The following is a 16966-nucleotide window of genomic DNA, read 5'->3' as shown; positions in this document are numbered from 1 at the left end:
GCGGACCGCCCGCTCGACGGATCCTCCCCGACGCCGGGCGCGTCGGCCACCCGCCCTCAGGCCTCGCGGGTGATCTCGACGCGGACGAAGAGCTTCGACGAGCGGGGCCCGGCGAACACCCCGCGCAACGGCGCGATGTCGTTGTAGTCGCGCCCCCGGCCGACGATGACGTGGCGGTCGCCGATGTCGATCAGGTTCGTCGGGTCGTAGCCGCGCCACGCTCCTCCGCAGAACCACTCGACCCAGGCGTGCGACTCCCCCACCACGGTCTCGCCGATCTCCGCGTGCGGCTTGGGGTGCAGGTAGCCCGAGACGTAGCGCGCCGGGATGCCCACCGAGCGCAGCGCCCCGAGGACGATGTGCGTGATGTCCTGGCAGACGCCCTCGCGCGCGGTCCACGACTCCGTCGCGGTGGAGTGCACGCCGGTGACGCCCTGCCGGTAGGTCATCGCCCGGCCGATCGTCTCGGCTATCGTGAGCGCGGCCTCGCACGGCCCGGCCGCCTCGTCCGCGAGCGAGCGCGCCATCGCCGAGAGGTCCTCCGGCGGCGCGGTGCGGTGGGTCTGCTTCGACTGCTCCACGTACTCGGTGCGCGTCTCGACCTGCTCGGACAGCTGATCCCACCCGGTCGGGTGGTCGGGGTGCTGCTTCGGCCGGATCTCGACGAGCGAGGTCGCCGTCAGCGAGAGCTCGCGGTGGGCGTCGAGCACGTCGAACGACGAGACGCGGGTGCCCCAGTAGTCGGTGTAGGCGTGCACCGAGGTCACCGGCCGGATGTCGAGGTTCGAGAACAGCACCAGCTGCCCGTCCGAGGAGGCGGGGAGCATCCGCGCCTCGTTGTAGGACGCGACCACGTCCCCCGCGTAGGTGAAGCCCGTGGTGTGCCTGATGCGCAGCCTGCTCACAGCGCCTCCCCGATCCAGCTCGGCATGACGTTGGTGGGGAAGTACCGCTGGCGGATCGCCTCGGATGCGGCCGAGGTCGCCTCCTGCACGCTGTCCATGTGCCGCGGCAGGTCCTCGAGGATGTCGGTGATCGGCCGGAACTCCAGCTCGCTGCGGATCCGCCCGAGGACGCGCTGCGCGTCGCCGGAGTGGCCGATGCGGCCGGTGCGCGGCTCGATGTCGCGCATGCACGCCTCCGCCCGCGAGACCGAGAAGAGGATCGAGCGCGGGAACAGCCGGTCCAGGAGGAGGAACTCGGCGGCGTTCCGCGCGCTCGGCACGCCCCGGTAGGTGCGCAGGTACGCCTCGTAGGCGCCGCAGGAGCGGAGGATCGTGGTCCAGGAGGGGCCGCTCGCCTCGGTCAGCGAGCGGGTGGCGAGCAGGCGGGCGGTCATGTCGGCGCGCTCGATCGAGCGGCCGAGGGTGAAGAACTGCCAGGCCTCGTCGCGCGAGGTCGCCGACTCGATGATGCCGACGGCGAGGGCGGAGCGCTCCCTCACCCAGCTGAAGAACTCCGACACCCGCTCGCCCGAGACGCGGCGCGGCATCCGGGTGCGCGTGGTGTTGAGGCACTCCCAGAGCTCGGTCGAGACGATCTCGCGCGCCCGGCGGGCGTTCTCGCGGGCCGCGCCGAGCGAGTAGGCGATCGAGGCGGGGTTCGTGCGGTCGATCGCGAGGATCGCCAGCACGTCGGCGCGGGTGATCTCGCGCATGTCGTCCGGCGGGGTCGAGCCCATCACCGACAGGAGCGAGCGGCAGGCCGTGTCCTCGTCGATCCACGGGTCCTCGAGCAGGAGCTGGAGGTGGACGTCGAGGATGCGGGCGGTGCCGTCGGACCGCTCGATGTAGCGGCCGATCCAGAACAGCGACTCGGCGATCCGGGAGAGCATCAGTCGTCCTCCCCCGCCGCGAGCGTCTGCTGCTGCTGCTGCTGGTCCTGGTCGGTGTTCGGCGCGTCCTGCGGCGAGTGGTCGGGCGTGTGGTTGAGCGGGTAGACGATCGGGATGGAGCTGGTGACAGCGGCCTGCTCGGCGACGAGCGCCTGGATGTCGCGCGCCTCGGGCTCGGCGCTGCGCGCCTCCTCGAGGCCGACCACCCAGGTGTCCTTCGATCCGCCGCCCTGCGACGAGTTGACGACGAGCTGCCCCTCCGGGAGGGCGACGCGGGTCAGGCCGCCGGGCAGCACCCAGACGTCGGTGCCGTCGTTCACGGCGAAGGGCCGCAGGTCGGCGTGCCGGGGGCGCATCCCGTCGTCGACGAGAGTGGGGATGGTGGAGAGCTGCACGACCGGCTGCGCGATCCAGCCGCGCGGGTCGGCCTGGAGGCGGGAGCGCAGCTCCGCGAGCTCCTTCGCCGAGGCGGCCGGCCCGACGACCAGGCCCTTGCCGCCGGAGCCGTCGACCGGCTTCACGACGAGCTCGTCGAGGCGGTCGAGCACCTCCTCGAGCGCTCCCGGATCCTCCAGGCGCCACGTGTCGACGTTCTTGATCACCGGCTCCTCCGAGAGGTAGTAGCGGATGAGGTCGGGCAGGTACGTGTAGACGAGCTTGTCGTCGGCGACGCCGTTGCCGACCGCGTTGGCGATCGTGACGTTCCCGAGCCGGGCCGCGAGCATCAGCCCGGGTGAGCCGAGCATCGAGTCGGCGCGGAACTGCAGCGGATCGAGGAACTCGTCGTCCACGCGGCGGTAGATCACGTCGACCCGGGTCGGGCCGGAGGTGGTGCGCATGAACACCTTGCCGCCCGTGCAGAACAGGTCGCGGCCCTCGACCAGCTCGACGCCCATGAGGCGGGCGAGGAGGGTGTGCTCGAAGTAGGCGGAGTTGTAGACGCCCGGGGTGAGCACGACCACGGTCGGGTCGTCGACGCCGTCGGGGGCGGAGGCGCGCAGTGCCTGCAGCAGCTTGTTCGGGTAGTCGCCGACCGGGCGCACCCGCATCGAGACGAACAGCTCGGGCAGCGTCTGCGCCATCACCCGGCGGTTCGAGATGACGTAGGAGACGCCGGAGGGCACGCGGACGTTGTCCTCGAGGACCCGCCAGCCGCCCTTCTCGTCGCGGATCAGGTCGATCCCGGACACCTGGATCCGCACGCCGTTCGCGGGGACGATGCCCGCGGCCTGCCGGTGGAAGTGGCTGGAGCTCGAGATGAGCCCGGCGGGGATGACGCCGTCGGCCACGGCGTTCTGCGGGCCGTAGACGTCGGCGAGGAACGCCTCGAGAGCACGGACCCGCTGCTTGATGCCGGTCTGCACCTCGTTCCACTCGGCGCGCTCGATCACCCGGGGGACGGCGTCGAGCGGGAACGGCCGCTCCTCCCCCGCGAAGTCGAAGGTGACGCCCTGCGCGAGGTAGGAGGAGGCGAGCGCGTCGGTGCGGCCGCGCAGCTCCTCCTGGGTCATCCGCGCGAGCGAGGAGTAGATGTCGCGATAGGCGCCGCGGACCCCGTCGGGGCCTCCGGTCGACGCCACGTCGGCGAACATCTCGTCCCAGGGGGTGGCGCCCGTGTCGGGCCGCTCGACCTTCTGGGACCCGTATCCGTCGAAGAGGTCACCCATGGCACGACTCTAGTGCGGGGCGTATTGCGGGGATGTTTCGGGCGGCCGCGGGGCGAGCGGGGCGGGTCGGCGACGTCCGGGCACGGCACCGGCGCCGGTCCTCCGACAGCCCGGCGGAGGCCCGGGGATCCACGGGAATAGATCCGGCCGCACGTGGTTGAATGAGGATGTACATGCAAACGCATGGACCAGGCCCCACCGGGCCGGAGGACAGAAGGAGCGCCTGATGCAGTTCGGCATCTTCACGGTCAGCGACATCACGACCGACCCCACGACCGGACGGACCCCGTCCGAGTCCGAGAAGATCCAGGCGACCCTCGCGATCGCGCTGAAGGCGGAGGAGATCGGCCTCGACGTCTTCGCCCTGGGCGAGCACCACAACCCGCCGTTCTGGTCCTCCTCCCCCACCACCACGCTCGGCTACCTCGCGGCGAAGACCGAGAGGATCACGCTCTCCACCGCGATGGCCCTCATCACCACGAACGACCCCGTGAAGCTCGCCGAGGACTACGCGATGCTCCAGCACCTCGCCGGCGGCCGCGTCGACCTGATGCTCGGCCGCGGCAACACCGGCCCCGTCTACCCGTGGTTCGGCAAGGACATCCGCCGCGGCATCGAGCTGACGATCGAGAACTACGACCTGCTGCACCGCCTGTGGACCGAGGACTTCGTCGACTGGGAGGGCCAGTTCCGCACGCCCCTCCAGGGCTTCCAGTCGACCCCGCGCCCCCTCGACGGCGTCGCGCCGTTCGTGTGGCACGGATCGATCCGCTCCCCGCAGATCGCCGAGCAGGCCGCCTACTACGGCGACGGCTTCTTCGCGAACCACATCTTCTGGCCCGCCTCGCACACCCAGAAGATGGTGCAGCTCTACCGCCAGCGCTTCGAGCACTACGGCCACGGGACCGCCGACCAGGCGATCGTCGGCCTCGGCGGGCAGATCTTCCTGGCGAAGAACTCGCAGGACGCGGTCTCGCAGTTCCGCCCCTACTTCGACAACGCCCCCGTCTACGGCCACGGCCCCTCGCTCGAGGACTTCACGGAGCAGACCCCGCTCACCGTCGGCTCCCCGCAGCAGATCATCGACCGCACTCTCGGCTTCCGCGAGTACGTCGGCGACTACCAGCGCCAGCTCTTCCTGATGGACCACGCGGGACTCCCGCTGAAGACCGTCCTGGAGCAGATGGACATGCTCGGCGAGATCCTCCCCGCCCTCCGCGCGGGCTTCGCCGAGGGCCGCCCCTCGCACGTGCCCGACGCCCCCACCCACGCCTCCCTCGTGGCCGCGCGCGACGCGCAGCCCGCGGCCGAGCCCGTCACCGTCTAGTCAGGAGCTCTCCATGGACACCCGCAGGATCACCGTCCTCTCGGCCGGCCTCCGCCAGCCGTCCTCGACCCGGCTGCTCGCCGACCGCCTGGCCGACGCCGCCGAGTCCTCCCTCGCCGAGCAGGGCTTCGCCGTCGAGCGGAGCGTCGTGGAGCTGCGCGACCTCGCGCACGACGTCACGAACAACCTCCTCACCGGCTTCGCGAGCCCCGCTCTGCAGACCGCGCTCGACGCGGTCGCCGGCGCCGACGGCCTGATCGCCGTGACGCCGATCTTCACCACCAGCTACAGCGGGCTCTTCAAGTCGTTCGTCGACGTGCTCGACACGGAGGCGCTGCGCGGCCTGCCCGTGCTGCTGGCGGCCACGGGCGGGTCCCCCCGCCACTCCCTGGCCGTCGACTACGCGATGCGCCCGCTCTTCACCTACCTGCACGCGGCGCCCCTCGCGACCACCGTGTTCGCGGCGACGGACGACTGGGGCGGCGCGACCGAGGACGGACGGGCGCTGCCCTCGCGCATCGAGCGCGCCGGACGCGAGCTGGCCGATCAAGCCGCCCGCTCCTCCCGCTCGGGCTCCACGCCCGACCCGTGGGCGCTCGACGGCTCGTTCGAGGGGATGCTCGGCCGCCGCGGCTGAACGCCCGCCGCGCGGATCGGCCGCTCCTCTCATGGATCGGCCGATCCGTCCAGCCGCGATTCCCGCGGCCCTGCCGGAATAGCCTGCCCCCGGGAGCCTGCCGCTGGCCCCCGGAAGGAGGCCGTCATGGGCCTGACCAGCAAGGGGCTCCCCTCGGGGGCTCTCGACCTCTCGCAGCTCGGACGCGCGGTCCTCGACCGCCGCCGCTTCCTCGGAGCCCTCGGCGTCGCCGCCTCCGTCCCGGTCCTCTCCGGCTGCGGCTTCGCCCCCGCGGGCCCCGCGGCGAGCGCCGGCAGCGACACCCTCACCTTCACCACCTGGGGCACCGACGCCGAGCTGGCCGGCTTCCAGCGCGCGATCGACGCGTTCCAGTCGGCGAACGCCGGCGCCACCGTGACCCTCAACGCGGTCCCGTACGAGCAGATGTTCACCAACATCGACGCGCAGCTGCAGGCGGGGAACCCGCCGGACGTCTTCCGGGTCCCGTACTACACGTTCGGCAGCTACGCCGGCCGCGACCAGCTCCTGGACCTGTCGGGCTTCCTCGACTCCGACGTCGCCGAGCGGTTCACCGATCCGGCCTGGGCCGCGGTGCAGAGCGGCGGGAGCCCCTTCGGCGTCCCCCACCACACCGACACCTCGCTGATCCTCTACAACACGCAGGTGCTGGCCGACGCGGGCGTCACCTCCTTCCCCTCCTCGCCCGAGGAGGCGTGGACCTGGGAGGAGTTCACCGAGGTCGGGCGGAAGCTGCGCGCCTCGCTCCCCGCCGAGCGCTACCCCTTCGCCTACAACTGGCAGGGCAACGGCGTCACCCGCTGGCTGAGCCTGCTCTTCCAGGCCGACGGCCGCTTCCTCACCGAGGACCTGTCCGGGCCCGCGATCGACTCCGCCGCCGGCCGCGCCGCGATCGACTTCAGCCGCAGCTTCTTCACCGACGGCCTCGTGCCGCCGAGCAGCTCCGTGCAGGCGACCACCTACGCCAGCGACCTCTGGTACTCGCAGACCACCGCGATGACCTTCGCCGGCGCGTTCCTCATCCCCGACGCCGACTCCACCCTCGACTTCGAGTGGGGCGCCACCTACTCCCCGCGCAACGTGCGCGGAGGCGGCGACTTCGGCGGCAACGCCCTCGTCGCGACCAAGGCCGCGAAGAACCCGGAGCTGGCCGCCTCCTTCCTCGCGTTCGTGACGGAGGAGGAGGCGATGCGCGACTTCTGCGCCGGCGCCTCCCTCCTCCCCACCCGTCGCGACCTCACGGAGTCGGGCATCGAGTTCGCCGTACGCCCCGAGCTCGCCGAGGTGTTCCTCGGCCAGGCGGGCACCGTCCAGGCGTCCGACTCGGCGCAGGTCGCCTCGCCCGACATGGCCGCGATCATCACGGTGCTCAAGGAGCAGCTGGAGCAGGCCTTCGTCGGCGGGCGCAGCACCGAGGACACCATCGCCGACCTCACCTCCGGCATCGCGGCCGCGACGCAGTGAGCCGGTCGGTCCTCGCGCCGGAGGCGGTGACCGCCCGCCCCCGGCGCACCTCCCGCGCCCCCGCCCGCGAGACGGCGGCCGCCTACGCGTTCCTCGCGCCGAACCTGCTGATGCTCGGCCTGTTCGTGTTCGTCCCCCTGGGCGGCGCGTTCCTGATCGGCTTCCAGCGCACGAACGGCTTCGGCGACGGCGTCTTCGTCGGGCTCGACAACTACGCGCGGCTGCTCGGCGACGGCCTCTTCTGGCGCTCGACGCTGAACACGGCGCTGTTCACCCTGATCGTGACCCCGCTCTCGATGGCGCTGGGCCTCGGCGCGGCGGTGCTGATGAACTCGGTGCTGCCCGCGCGTCCGGTGTTCCGCAGCATCCTCATCCTGCCGATGGCGGTCTCCGGCGTGGCGACGGCGCTGATGGGCGTGCTGATCTTCGACGAGAACAGCGGCGTGCTCGACGGCATGCTCCAGACGATCGGCCTCCCCCGCATCGCCTGGCAGTCCGGCGGAGCGGCCGCCTTCGCCTCCGTGGTGCTCGTCACCCTGTGGTGGCGCACCGGCTTCAACATGCTCATCTACCTGGCGGGGCTGCAGGGGGTGAACCCGGCGCTCTACGAGGCGGCCCGGCTCGACGGAGCGAACGCGTGGCAGCAGTTCCGCCACGTGACGCTGCCGCTGGTCGGCCCGTCGTCGTTCTTCTTGCTCATCCTCAACGTCATCTACTCGTTCCAGGTGTTCGACATCGTCTTCGTGCTCACCGGCGGCGGACCGCAGAACGCGACCTCGGTGCTCGTGACCTACGCCTACGACACCGGGTTCGTCACCCGCGACCAGGGCTACGCCGCAGCCATCGGCATCGTGCTGCTGATCCTGACCATGATCTTCACCGCCGTGCAGTGGCGCACCAACCGCTCGAGGGACCTCGTCGAATGATCCGCACCTCGCGCACCTCGCGCCTGCTCCGCCTCGCCCTCGCCCTCGCCGTCTCGGTGGTCATCGTCTTCCCGCTGTACTGGATGGTCGTCGTCGCGTTCTCCTCGCGGTCCGAGCTGCTCGGCGGCACCCTCCGCCTCTGGCCGCGCGAGCTGACGCTGGTGAACTTCGAGCGCGTGTTCTCGTCGTTCCCCGTGGCGACCTGGTTCGGCAACTCCCTCGCGATCAGCCTGGTCACCGCTTTGATCACCGTGACGATCAACCTGCTCGGCGGCTACGCCTTCGCGCAGCTGCGGTTCCGCGGATCCGGCGTGCTCTTCCTCCTGGCTCTGTCGACGCTCACCCTGCCCGTGCAGGTGATCATGGTGGCGCTGTTCCGGCTCGTCACCGACCTCGGCCTCTACGGGAGCTACTGGGCGGTGATCCTGCCGACGGCGGCATCGGCGTTCGGGCTGTTCCTGGCGCGGCAGTTCATCCTCGCGATCCCGCGGGACCTGATCGAGGCGGCCCGGATCGACGGCGCCGGGCACTTCCGCGTGTTCACGGCCATCGTCCTCCCCCTCTCGAAGCCGCTCATCGCCGTGCTCTTCTTCATGTCGCTGCTCGGCTCCTGGAACGACTTCGCCTGGCCGCTCATCGCCCTGAAGGAGAACGCGCTCTTCACGCTCCCGATCGGGCTGCTCTTCCTCCAGGGGCAGTTCGGCAGCGACTACGGAGCGACCATGGCGTTCGCCCTGGTGAACGTCGTGCCGATGGTGGTGCTGTTCCTGGTGTTCCAGCGCTACTTCGTGCAGGGCTTCGCGCGCAGCGGCCTCCGCTGACCCCGCGGCGGGGGGGGGGTGCGGATCGGTGCGCTGAGCGGCCATTCGTCCCCCCGTCCGGGGCCGGGAGTGTCAATCCCCCCGTTCCGCCGACCCGGCCGGCGCCGCCCCGCGGTACCGTCGTCGCAGGCGCCCACCTCGTGCGCTCCGGAGCGCACCGTTCGAGCGGAAGGCGGGATCGCCATGAGTACCGTCGCCGCGAACGCCGCCCAGCAGAAGGTGGCCGGCCGCTACTACCTGATCGAGCGCATCGGCTCCGGCGGGATGGGCTCGGTCTACCGGGCCCGCGACGAGACCGTGCAGCGCGAGGTCGCCGTGAAGGTGTTCCGCGCGGAGGCCTCGAACCCCGAGGACGTGGCCCGCCAGGAGCGCGAGGTGCGGATGCTGAGCTCCTTCGCCCACCCGGGCATCGTCAACCTCTTCGACGCGGGGCTGCACAACTTCGGCGGCGAGGTCCGCCGCTACGTCGTGATGGAGCTCGTCGCCGACCCCACGATGGAGGCGCGGCTCGAGTCCGGCCCCCTCCCGGCGGCGGAGGTCGCGGCGATCGGCACGCAGCTCGCCGAGGCCCTGGCCTACCTGCACGAGCGCGGCGTCGTGCACCGTGACGTGAAGCCTGCGAACATCCTGGTCAGCGAGATCGCCTCCAGCGGCTACGCCCGCACCGCCAAGCTCACCGACTTCGGCGTGGCCCACTTCATGGACGGCTCCCGCCTGACCAGCGACGGCGTCGTGATCGGCACCGCGAGCTTCGTCAGCCCGGAGCAGGTCGCGGGCGAGCCGATCAGCGGAGCGAGCGACGTCTTCTCCCTCGGCCTGGTCCTCCTCGAGGCGATCACCGGTCATCGGGAGTACTCGGGCACCGTCCTCGAGGCGGCGATCGCCCGCCTCCACCGCAGCCCCTCCGTGCCCGACACCCTGCCGGCGGAGTGGCGGGCGCTGCTGACCTCGATGACGCAGCGGGACCCGGAGAAGCGGCCGACCGCCGACGACGTCGCGCACCGGCTCCGCGGCGGGATGACGACGGGCTCGGCTTCGGGCGCGCCGACCGCCTCGGACTCGCGCGCGGCACGGATCCGGCGCTCCGTGATCATCGGCTCGAGCGTGGTCGGCGTCGGCGCGATCGCGGCACTGTCGTGGATGCTCGGAGCGCTCGTCGGTCGCTGACCGTTCGGACGCGGGTCCCTAGGCCTCGCCCGGGAACGCGGGACGGAGCACGATCCGCGTCCAGGCGCCCACGTAGATCCGGTCGCCCTCCTCGACCTCGCGGCGCTGCCCGGCGGCGATCGGCGACTGCGGGAGCGGCGCCCCGGCCGGGGCGAGGTACGTGCCGTTCGCCGACTGCAGATCCTCGACCCACCAGCGGTAGCCGTCGGTGCTCAGCTGGCAGTGGCGCCGCGAGACACCGGAGTCGGAGCCGCAGTCCACCTGCGGCGAGATGCCGCGGGAGACGGACGGGCGGCCGACGAGCAGGGTGCGCTCGCGGAGGACGACGGTCGCGGGCGGGCCGGGCGAGGGCATGGGGTCGTCGGCGCGCTGCTCGGCGTACCACTCCGGGTCGACCCAGAGCTCGGCGATCCACGGGCGGTCCGGGTCCGCGGAGGCGGCGGCGGGGCGGGCGGAGCCGGTGGCCGGCGCGGACGCAGCCTCCTCCTCCGACGCTGAGGCCCCGGGTGCCGGGTCGGGGGCTGCGGCCTCGGGTGCAGGGGCCTCCGGGATCACCTCGGTCGGCGGAGCGGCGGGCGGCGCGGTCGCGACGGGGGTGTCGAAGCCGGCCTCCTGCTCCGGGACCAGCTCGGTCGGAGCCGCGGGATCGGCCTGCGGCGCGGGCGCCTCGCCCAGGTGCTGGGCCGGGTCCCCCGACGGCGTCGCGGAGCCGCCGACCTCGCCCGGAGCGCGGACGGCGCCGGAGGAGGTGAACGGATCGGCCTCGGGGAGGGAGCCGGTCGTGAAGTCGTAGCCGCAGTTCTCGCAGAACAGGGCGCCGGGCTCGTTCGGGAACGAGCAGTGCGGGCAGACCGAGGGTCCGGTCGGGATCGCGGTGGTCGGCGCGGCGGGAGCGGGCGACGGGGCCGCAGCGGCACCGATGGGCGCCCCGCAGACGTCGCAGTAGTCGCCGGACTGCGAGGTGTGCCCCTCGGGGCAGCGGAAGCTCACTTGCGCACCCGCGTGGTCTTGGTCGACGCGGTGTCCAGCGCCATCTCGTCGAGGCGGTCCACGCCCCGCTTGAGCCGCACGGTGCCCTCGTTCGGGTTGTCGATCTCGACGACCTTCCGCAGCTTCGCGGTCGCCTCGTCGTTCCCGGTGACGGAGGCGAGCTGCACCGCCCGCCCGAGCTTGACCGTGGCGGTCGCCTCGTCGCCCCGCGCCTTGGCTGCGAGCCCGTCCTGGATCGCCGAGGCGAGCTCGGTCTGGCCGGTGTAGTGGGCGACGGCGGGGTCGATGCGGGCGGTCAGGGCGGAGTCGTCCGTCCAGCGCGCCTTCACCAGGGCGGAGGCGACCACCTCGTCGCGCACGCTGAGCTGCACCCGCGCGGCGAGCTGCTCCGAGCCGACCGGCTTCGACGCGACCCGGACCGCCACGTGGTACTCCCGCGACTCGTCGCCCCAGGCGCCGGTCGGGTAGGCGCCGGTGAGCGGGTTCACGGCGTTCCGCCGGGAGCTGAGGTCCTCGAGGTTCGGAGCGACCTGGCGGACGAAGAGCAGCTGCGCGCCCTGCGGAGTCCAGACGCGGAGCTCGCCGTTGGCGACTCCCCGGCCCATCGACGCCCGCATCAGCGACTCGAAGTCGGCCGCCATGTCGGCCGGGTTCGCGATCAGGCCCACGGTGCCCAGCAGGGCGCTCGCGATGGTGCGCGCCTCCTCGACGATCCAGCGGGAGCCGACGCCGCGCACGTCGCACTGGAAGTCGCCCGACGCCGCGCGGATCGCCGCGTCCAGCTGCATCCGCGACTCGTGCTCGTTCTTGCCGTCGGTGAGGAGGATCGCGTGCCTCTGCGTCGCCTCCGGCACGGTCGCGAACAGCTGGCGGGCGAGGGTCAGCCAGGTGCCCATCGCGGTGCCGCCGTCGGCCTGGAGGTAGCCGATCGCCTCCTTCGCCGCGGCTCGCGCCCCCGGCTCCATCCGCACCATCGAGACGGTGGCGTTGGGGTACGGGAAGGCGCGGTCGGCGCGCTCGGACCCGGCCACGACGGCGAAGAAGGTGCCGTCCAGGATCTGGTCGACGGCCACGGCGGCGGCGCGCTTCGCGGCCGTCATGTTCTCGCCGGTCATCGATCCGGAGCAGTCCACGATGATGATCTCGGCCGCGGCCCCGTCGGACCCGGCGACCCCCGTGCCGGACGCGGTCACCGTGACGATGGCGTGCACGTCGGTGGCGCCGTCCGAGAGGAACTCGTTCTGGAAAACACTCGCGCTGAACTCCGCCATTCCGGCAGTTTACGGGGACGCCCGGCCTGAGCGGCCCTCCATCGCCGAGGATCGGCCGGGCATCGCGGCCCGACGCCTGCACGACAGCTGTCGGGGCGGGCGGAGGCGGGTCGAGCGCCGCCGGAGCGCCGCCGTCAAGCCCGCCGCGACGGGACGCCGCCGGTGCCAGGGTGGAGCCGTGCCTCCCTGGACCCTCGCCCTCGCCAGCGGCGCGATCGGCGGCGCCACCCTCCTGATCGGCGCCGCGCTCGCCTGGTTCGTGCGCGTGCCCCCGAAGCTCACCGCCGCGATCTCCGCGTTCGGAGCAGGGGTGCTGATCTCGGCGCTCGCCTACGAGCTCGTGCAGGAGGCGGCGGACGACGGAGGACTGCTCCCGACGATCCTCGGCACGCTCGCGGGAGCCGTCGTCTTCGTCGGCGCGGACGCGCTGCTCACCCGCGCCGGCGCGGGGAACCGCAAGAGCGCGAAGGGGTCGGGCGGAGGAGGAGGCGCGGCCATCGCGGCCGGCGCCCTGATCGACGGGGTCCCCGAATCGATCGTGCTCGGCCTCTCGGTCGCCCAGGGCGGAGCGGGAGCGGCGATCAGCGTGCCCATCGTCGCCGCGGTCGCGATCTCGAACCTCCCCGAGGGCCTGTCCTCGACGGTCGGCATGAAGGCCGACGGCCGCTCCGCCCGCTACGTCTTCACCGTCTGGGGCGGGATCGCCGCGATCTCGGCCGCCGCGGCGCTGGTCGGCTTCCTGGTCTTCGCCACCGCACCGGGCGCGGTCGTGGCCTTCGTGACGACCGTCGCCGCCGGCGCGATCCTCGCCATGATCTCGAACACGATGATCCCCGAGGCGTTCGACCGCGACGACGTGCTCACCGGGCTGTACGCGGTGCTCGGGTTCGTGACGGCGTTCGCCTTGCACAGTACTGGTTAGGACGCCGCTCCCCGCGCGGCGTCCCGCAGTCGGCTCCAGCGCGGGGCCGGGTCCCGAGGAGCGGGTCGCGCACGGCGACGCGGATCCGCTGGAACGCGGATCCCCGGATACGCCTCGCGAGAACGCCGCTCCCCGCGCGGCGTCCCGCAGTCGGCTCCAGCGCGCTGCCGGGTCCCGAGGAGCGGGACGCGCACGGCGACGCGGATCCGCTGGAACGCGGATCCCCGGATACGCCTCGCGAGGACGCCGCTGGTTAGGACGCCGCTCCCCGCGCGGCGTCCCGCAGTCGGCTCGAGCGCGGGGCCGGGTCCCGAGGAGCGGGATGCGCACGGCGACGCGGATCCGCTGGAACGCGGATCCCCGGATACGCCTCGCAAGGACGCCGCTCCCCGCGCGGCGTCCCGCAGTCGGCTCGAGCGCGGGGCCGGGTCTCGAGGAGCGGGATGCGCACGGCGACGGGGATCCGCTGGAACGCGGATCCCCGGATACGCCTCGCGAGGACGCCGCTCCCCGCGCGGCGTCCCGCAGTCGGCTCGAGCGCGCGGCCGGGTCCCGAGGAGCGGGTCGCGCACGGCGACGCGGATCCGCTGGAACGCGGATCCCCGGATACGCCTCGCGAGGACGCCGCCGCCTGCGGAACGGAGTGCGGTCAGCCGCTGAAGGCGGTGAGGGCGTCGTCGAGGATGCCGAGGCCGCGGGCGACCTCGGCGGGGGTGATGACGGCCGGCGGGACCACGTGGATCCGGTTGTCGGCGGTGAAGGGCAGGAGACCGTGAGACAGCAGGTCGGTCTTGAGGCGGGCGACGGAGGCCGCCGGCAGCGGGGTGCGCGCGGCCCGGTCGGTGACCAGCTCCAGGGCCCAGAACACTCCGGAGCCCCGGACCTCGCCGATCAGGTCGTGCTTCGCCTCGAGCGCCGCCAGGCCGGGGGCCAGGTGCTCCGAGCCGATGGTGCGCGCGTTGTCGACGATCCCCTCCTCCTCCATCGCCTCGAGCGTCGCGACGACGCTGGCCGCGGCGAGCGGGTGGCCCGAGTAGGTGAGACCGCCGGGGAAGACGCGCTCGTCGAAGTGGTGGGCGATCGGATCCGAGATGACGACGCCGCCGATCGGGACGTAGCCGGAGTTGACGCCCTTCGCGAAGGTGATCAGATCGGGGCGCACGTCGAAGGCGTCGAAGGCGAACCACTCCCCCGTGCGCCCGAAGCCCGCCATGACCTCGTCGAGGATCAGCTGGATGCCGTACCGGTCGGCGATCTCGCGCACACCCGCGAGGTAGCCGGGCGGCGGGGTGAGCACGCCGGCGGTGCCGGGGATGGTCTCGAGGAGGAACGCGGCGATCGACTCCGGCCCCTCCGCCTGCACGACGCGCTCGAGGTGGTGGAGGGCGCGCTCGCACTCCTGCTCGAGGCTCTCGGCCCAGAACTCGCTGCGGTACAGGTAGGGCCCGAAGGCGTGCACGTGCCCGCGGGAGTACTCGTTCGGGATGCGGCGCCAGTCGCCGGTCGAGACGATCGCCGCTCCCGTGTTGCCGTGGTACGAGCGGTACAGCGAGACGACCTTGTCGCGGCCGGTGAACAGCCGCGCCATGCGGATCGCGTTCTCGTTCGCGTCCGCACCGCCGTTGGTGAAGAAGACCTTCTCCATGCCCTCGGGCGCCCGCTCGGTGATCAGGCGGGCCGCCTCGGCGCGGGTCTCGTTCGCGTAGGCCGGGCCGACGGTGGTGAGGACGCCCGCCTGCTCCTGGATGGCGGCGACGACCTTCGGGTGCTGGTAGCCGATGGTGACGTTCACGAGCTGGCTCGAGAAGTCGAGGTAGCGGGTGCCGTCGACGTCCCAGACCTCGGCGCCGAGACCGCCTGCGATCGGCAGCGGGTTCAGCGCGCCCTGCGCCGACCAGGAGTGGAACACGCGGGACCGGTCGGCGGCGGTGACCGAGGCGTTGTCGCGGACGGTGGGGGCGGTCGAGGACGTCATGGTCTCCATCGTGCCGCGCGCGCCTCGAGAGCGGGCGTGCGGATCCGTCGATCCGCGGACCCTACGATGGACGGAACGTCGAAGGGAGCCGCGCATGCCCGCGACCGTCCGCGATCTTCTGGCCGAACCGGCCTTCCGCCTCCGCGTGCTCGCCGGCGTCCACGACGAGGCCGACCTCGATGCCCCTCTGGTGTGGGCGCACTCCTCGGACCTCGTCGATCCGACGCCCTGGCTCGAGTCGGGCCAGCTGCTGCTGACCGACGGCGTCCACTTCACCGGGCACGACAGCGCCGAGTTCTCGGAGGAGTACGTCGCCCGGCTGCGCGGCCGCGGCATCCGCGCGCTCGGCTTCGCCACCCGCATCGTGCACGACGAGGTGCCCGCCGCTCTCGTCACGGCGTGCGAGCGCCAGAGCCTGCCGCTGCTGGAGGTGGCGGACCTGACTCCGTTCATGGGGATCATCCGCTTCGTCGCCGACGTGATCTCGCGGGAGCAGCGCGAGCGGCTGGAGTGGTCGCTCGAGGCGCAGCGGCGGGTCGCCCGCGCGGCGCTGCGGCCGGACGGGCTCGCGGCGATCCTCACCGAGCTGGAGCGGCAGCTGGACTGCTGGGTCGCCCTCTACGACGCCGCCGGGCAGAGGGTGCACCTGCCCACCCGGCTCGACGTGCCGGCGGAGGAGGCGGTCGCCGCGGCCGCGAGGCACGCCCTGACCCGCGGCAGCCGAGCGGGACTCCGACTCGACGACGGCGGCGGAGTGACGCTGCAGACGATCGGGCGCCGCGACCACCTGCGCGGGGTGCTCGCCGTGGGCACCGGCACGCCCCTGGACCCGGCGGGCAGCGACCTCGTCGCGAGCGTCATAGCCCTGGCGAGCATCGCGCTGGAGCAGCGGCGCGCGCTGGACTCCTCCCGCCGGCAGCTGCGCTCCGGACTGCTCGAGCTGCTGGCCGCGGGAGCCTTCGACGTCGCCGAGAGCACCGCACGGCGCCTGGGGAGCCCGCTGCCCGCCGAGCCCGTGCGGGTGGTCGTGCTGAGCGCGCCCGTGCACGGCGACTCGCTCCTCGACGAGCTGGAGGTCGTGGCGGAGGAGGACGGCGCGCGCCTGTTCTTCGCCGAGAGGGACGGCTCGCTCGTCGCCGTGGCCGCCGCCGACGGACTCGAGCCGCTGACCGCCGTGCTGGAGCGGCACGGCGCGAGCGCCGGCGCCTCCGCCCCGATCGGCTGGTCGGACCTGGACCGGGGCCTCGAGGAGGCGCGGCGCGCCGCCGAGCGGACGGGAGACGGGACGGTGGTCCGCTTCGAGGACGTCGCCGCCGAGGGGATGATCGGGCTCCTCGCCGCCGCCGGAGCCGCACCGCTCGCCCGCCGGATGCTCGCACCGCTGCTGACCCCGGAGGGAGCCGTGCTGCTCGAGAGCGCCCGCGTCTGGCTCCGCCGCAACGGCGCCTGGGAGACCGCCGCCCGCGACCTCGGCGTGCACCGTCACACCCTCCGCAACCGCATCACCGCCGTCGAGCGCGCCCTCGGCCTCGACCTCGACGACGTCTCCGCCCGCACCGAGCTCTGGACGGCGCTGCGGCTGCACTCATAGCCGATCTCCTCCTGCGTCGTCGATCGGCCGCGGTCGGCCGGGGAGGGTGGTCGCGATGGGAAGAGCGGGTCGCGTACCGCGCACGACGATCCGCTCCCACGCGGATCGCCGGTTGCGCGGTGCTCAAGAGCAACTCTCCTCCTGCGTCGTCGATCGGCCGCGGTCGGCCGAGGAGGGTGGTCGCGTTCCGCAGAGCGGGTCGCGTACCGCGCACGACGATCCGCTCACACGCGGATCGCCGGTTGCGCGGTGCTCAAGAGCCTCTCTCCTCCTGCGTCGTCGATCGGCCGCGGTCGGCCGGGGAGGGTGGTCGCGTTCCGCAGAGCGGGTTGCGTACCGCGCACGTCGATCCGCTC

General features: G+C 72.8%; 14 protein-coding genes. 8 read left to right on the top strand and 6 right to left on the bottom strand.

The features are described 5' to 3' along the window. Positions 1–56: 56 nt before the first annotated feature. Genes C5C99_RS13825 through C5C99_RS13815 form a run of 3 tightly spaced genes read right to left on the bottom strand, consistent with a single transcriptional unit; the run spans position 57 to position 3501 of the window. On the bottom strand, positions 57–905 hold the full coding sequence (locus C5C99_RS13825) for a transglutaminase family protein (protein ID WP_104256498.1): 849 nt from the start codon (positions 903–905) through the stop codon (positions 57–59). Next, a complete protein-coding gene (locus C5C99_RS13820; protein ID WP_104223851.1) occupies positions 902–1834 on the bottom strand; it encodes an alpha-E domain-containing protein in 933 nt (310 codons plus the stop codon). The genes C5C99_RS13825 and C5C99_RS13820 overlap by 4 nt, the downstream gene beginning before the upstream one ends. Further along, positions 1834–3501, bottom strand: coding sequence for a circularly permuted type 2 ATP-grasp protein (locus C5C99_RS13815; RefSeq protein ID WP_104340244.1), 1668 nt, complete (start codon positions 3499–3501; stop codon positions 1834–1836). Before C5C99_RS13815 ends, C5C99_RS13820 begins: the two co-directional genes overlap by 1 nt. A 226-nt stretch (positions 3502–3727) precedes the next feature. Between C5C99_RS13815 and C5C99_RS13810 the strand changes: the two genes are divergently transcribed. The 6 genes from C5C99_RS13810 (at position 3728) to C5C99_RS13785 (ending at position 9861) form a co-directional block, all read left to right on the top strand. Then, on the top strand, positions 3728–4828 hold the full coding sequence (locus tag C5C99_RS13810; RefSeq protein WP_104223849.1) for an LLM class flavin-dependent oxidoreductase: 1101 nt from the start codon (positions 3728–3730) through the stop codon (positions 4826–4828). A 13-nt stretch (positions 4829–4841) separates the two neighbouring features. Then, complete coding sequence (locus tag C5C99_RS13805; protein WP_104223848.1) at positions 4842–5465, top strand: FMN reductase; 624 nt, start codon at positions 4842–4844, stop codon at positions 5463–5465. Between the two features lie 126 nt (positions 5466–5591). Then, entirely contained in the window at positions 5592–6947 is a 1356-nt protein-coding gene (locus tag C5C99_RS13800) for a sugar ABC transporter substrate-binding protein (protein ID WP_104340243.1), read from the top strand. A 26-nt stretch (positions 6948–6973) separates the two neighbouring features. Beyond that, positions 6974–7873: a carbohydrate ABC transporter permease gene (locus C5C99_RS13795; protein ID WP_244229482.1), complete on the top strand. Its 900-nt coding sequence runs from the start codon at positions 6974–6976 to the stop codon at positions 7871–7873. Then, the gene (locus tag C5C99_RS13790; RefSeq protein ID WP_104233145.1) at positions 7870–8694 is read left to right on the top strand and encodes a carbohydrate ABC transporter permease; all 825 of its coding nucleotides are present in this window, start codon (positions 7870–7872) and stop codon (positions 8692–8694) included. The genes C5C99_RS13795 and C5C99_RS13790 overlap by 4 nt, the downstream gene beginning before the upstream one ends. Before the next feature lie 183 nt (positions 8695–8877). Beyond that, complete coding sequence (locus C5C99_RS13785) at positions 8878–9861, top strand: serine/threonine-protein kinase (RefSeq protein ID WP_104340242.1); 984 nt, start codon at positions 8878–8880, stop codon at positions 9859–9861. 18 nt (positions 9862–9879) lie between these two features. Here the strand turns inward: C5C99_RS13785 and C5C99_RS13780 are convergent, their stop codons facing one another. After that, a complete protein-coding gene (locus C5C99_RS13780; RefSeq protein ID WP_104258100.1) occupies positions 9880–10851 on the bottom strand; it encodes an FHA domain-containing protein in 972 nt (323 codons plus the stop codon). After that, on the bottom strand, positions 10848–12122 hold the full coding sequence (locus C5C99_RS13775; RefSeq protein WP_104238603.1) for a VWA domain-containing protein: 1275 nt from the start codon (positions 12120–12122) through the stop codon (positions 10848–10850). Before C5C99_RS13775 ends, C5C99_RS13780 begins: the two co-directional genes overlap by 4 nt. Before the next feature lie 178 nt (positions 12123–12300). Between C5C99_RS13775 and C5C99_RS13770 the strand changes: the two genes are divergently transcribed. Beyond that, the gene (locus C5C99_RS13770) at positions 12301–13044 is read left to right on the top strand and encodes a ZIP family metal transporter (protein WP_104340241.1); all 744 of its coding nucleotides are present in this window, start codon (positions 12301–12303) and stop codon (positions 13042–13044) included. Positions 13045–13693: 649 nt separating this feature from the next. Here the strand turns inward: C5C99_RS13770 and C5C99_RS13765 are convergent. After that, entirely contained in the window at positions 13694–15019 is a 1326-nt protein-coding gene (locus C5C99_RS13765; protein WP_104319147.1) for an aspartate aminotransferase family protein, read from the bottom strand. A 94-nt stretch (positions 15020–15113) separates the two neighbouring features. On the opposite strand from C5C99_RS13765, the gene C5C99_RS13760 reads away from it, so the two are divergent. After that, positions 15114–16610 (top strand): PucR family transcriptional regulator, encoded by a 1497-nt coding sequence (locus tag C5C99_RS13760; protein ID WP_181074619.1) that lies wholly within the window; start codon positions 15114–15116, stop codon positions 16608–16610. Positions 16611–16966 lie beyond the last annotated feature (356 nt).

This window comes from Rathayibacter sp. AY1C4, assembly GCF_002932195.1.
GTDB lineage: Bacteria > Actinomycetota > Actinomycetes > Actinomycetales > Microbacteriaceae > Rathayibacter.
The sequence above is the reverse complement of the archived record's forward strand: the minus strand, read 5'-3'. Positions and strand labels throughout refer to the sequence as shown.

Bases quoted from the DNA above. Each gene is read 5' to 3' on its own strand.
- C5C99_RS13820 (WP_104223851.1), bottom strand. From the start codon at position 1,834: ATGCTCTCCCGGATCGCCGAGTCGCTGTTCTGGATCGGCCGCTACATC.
- C5C99_RS13815 (WP_104340244.1), bottom strand. From the start codon at position 3,501: ATGGGTGACCTCTTCGACGGATACGGGTCCCAGAAGGTCGAGCGGCCC.
- C5C99_RS13810 (WP_104223849.1), top strand. From the start codon at position 3,728: ATGCAGTTCGGCATCTTCACGGTCAGCGACATCACGACCGACCCCACG.
- C5C99_RS13805 (WP_104223848.1), top strand. From the start codon at position 4,842: ATGGACACCCGCAGGATCACCGTCCTCTCGGCCGGCCTCCGCCAGCCG.
- C5C99_RS13800 (WP_104340243.1), top strand. From the start codon at position 5,592: ATGGGCCTGACCAGCAAGGGGCTCCCCTCGGGGGCTCTCGACCTCTCG.
- C5C99_RS13790 (WP_104233145.1), top strand. From the start codon at position 7,870: ATGATCCGCACCTCGCGCACCTCGCGCCTGCTCCGCCTCGCCCTCGCC.
- C5C99_RS13785 (WP_104340242.1), top strand. From the start codon at position 8,878: ATGAGTACCGTCGCCGCGAACGCCGCCCAGCAGAAGGTGGCCGGCCGC.
- C5C99_RS13775 (WP_104238603.1), bottom strand. From the start codon at position 12,122: ATGGCGGAGTTCAGCGCGAGTGTTTTCCAGAACGAGTTCCTCTCGGAC.
- C5C99_RS13765 (WP_104319147.1), bottom strand. From the start codon at position 15,019: ATGACGTCCTCGACCGCCCCCACCGTCCGCGACAACGCCTCGGTCACC.
- C5C99_RS13760 (WP_181074619.1), top strand. From the start codon at position 15,114: ATGCCCGCGACCGTCCGCGATCTTCTGGCCGAACCGGCCTTCCGCCTC.